The following is a 1,244-nucleotide window of genomic DNA, read 5'->3' as shown; positions in this document are numbered from 1 at the left end:
GGCTGGTCGAATTGCTCATCACGGCGCTGGTCGCTAATCAGGCGACGTATCAGATTGCTATCAGCCCATCGAAGTCCTCCTAGGTAGCGACAGGGATCGCCCTTGCGTTTGGCCGGTGGGTGCGGCGCAACGATGTGGACATGGTGCGCGGGCTGGCGCAGGCCGTCGGCGCGTTGGTGGAGGGATATGATCGACAGAATCAATGAGGCCCGCGCGGCGCATGGTCTGCCGGCGTTGGCCGAGAACGCCATGCTAACGCAGGCGGCGCACGACCACGCGGCCGACCTCTCGCGCAATGACTGGCTTATCGAACAGCGGCGCTGGCACGACGGCTCGGACGGTAGCGACATAGGCACGCGGATCACGCGCGCGGGCTATCGCGCGGCCCGTTGGTCAGAGATTACAGGGCATGGCTTTGGCGGCGACGAGCTCATGATGTTCGATTGGTGGATGGTGTCGCCGGTGCATCGTGCCGCGATACTATCGCCTGACGTGACCGAGATGGGCAGTGTCAGACTGGCCGCGCCGGGGTCGCCGTGGGGGTTCTACTGGGTGGTCGATTTCGGCCGTCCGGTGGCCGCGCCGGTGAAGCAGCCGTGTCCGTGTTGCGGGCGGGGATACTGAGGGCGGGGGGCGTATCGGCCGCTCCGATACGCCATAGTTAAGTTAATATATCTTATTCCTCCTATGATTTAGTCAGTCTGTAGGAGTGGGGGAGCCTCGATTATTGTCCCATCGTCTGAGCTATACCTCTATCTCATGTATCCCGTCAACCATTTTTGTCGGCAGGTCGCCGACGCTCAGGACGATATGCACGCCGTCGCCCAGCGGCAAGACCTCGCGGAACGTCTCGCCGTCGGCCGACAGAATGCCGGATACTTCGGGCCATGATGCGCCGGTCAGGACGACGCAATCCAGCAGGGTAACCATTTTACTTATCGCGGCTATCAGGCTTTCTACGTCCTGTAGCTGGGTCGCGTCCTTCGTCGGTAATGCGCTTGACATAATCCCCCTCCGTTAACGGCGGTATTGACCTGAGTCTTTTTACCTTGGATTTCACCCACGTCCCGCCTTCGGCGCGTATCCAGCGGCGGCGATAGGCGTATCGTTTCGGGTTTTTTGTACCACGTTTAGAATACTCGATCCAGCCCCGGCGCTCAACGACTTCCGGCCGTTCTTTGTCGGCTACCTGGACTGACCGGCGCTCGCGGATTTTGTCGGGCAAATGATTGTTGCCCGACAAA

3 protein-coding genes are annotated in these 1,244 nt (G+C 60.6%); 1 reads left to right on the top strand and 2 read right to left on the bottom strand.

Going from position 1 to position 1,244, the window contains the following annotated elements; translation table 11 throughout:
* Positions 1-186 precede the first annotated feature (186 nt).
* Positions 187-624 (top strand): CAP domain-containing protein, encoded by a 438-nt coding sequence (locus PLC66_RS22750; protein WP_324544450.1) that lies wholly within the window; start codon positions 187-189, stop codon positions 622-624.
* A gap of 120 nt (positions 625-744) precedes the next feature.
* Here PLC66_RS22750 and PLC66_RS22745 read toward each other — a convergent pair whose 3' ends face one another.
* Positions 745-930, bottom strand: a complete 186-nt coding sequence (locus PLC66_RS22745; protein ID WP_324544449.1) for a hypothetical protein — start codon at positions 928-930, stop codon at positions 745-747.
* A 1-nt stretch (position 931) separates the two neighbouring features.
* Positions 932-1,244: hypothetical protein (locus PLC66_RS22740; RefSeq protein ID WP_324544448.1), on the bottom strand; the 313-nt coding region annotated here is incomplete at its 5' end.

The sequence above is a fragment of the Thauera sp. genome (genome assembly GCF_035444905.1).
Taxonomy (GTDB): domain Bacteria; phylum Pseudomonadota; class Gammaproteobacteria; order Burkholderiales; family Rhodocyclaceae; genus Thauera.
This window is presented reverse-complemented; position numbering and strand designations above follow the sequence as displayed.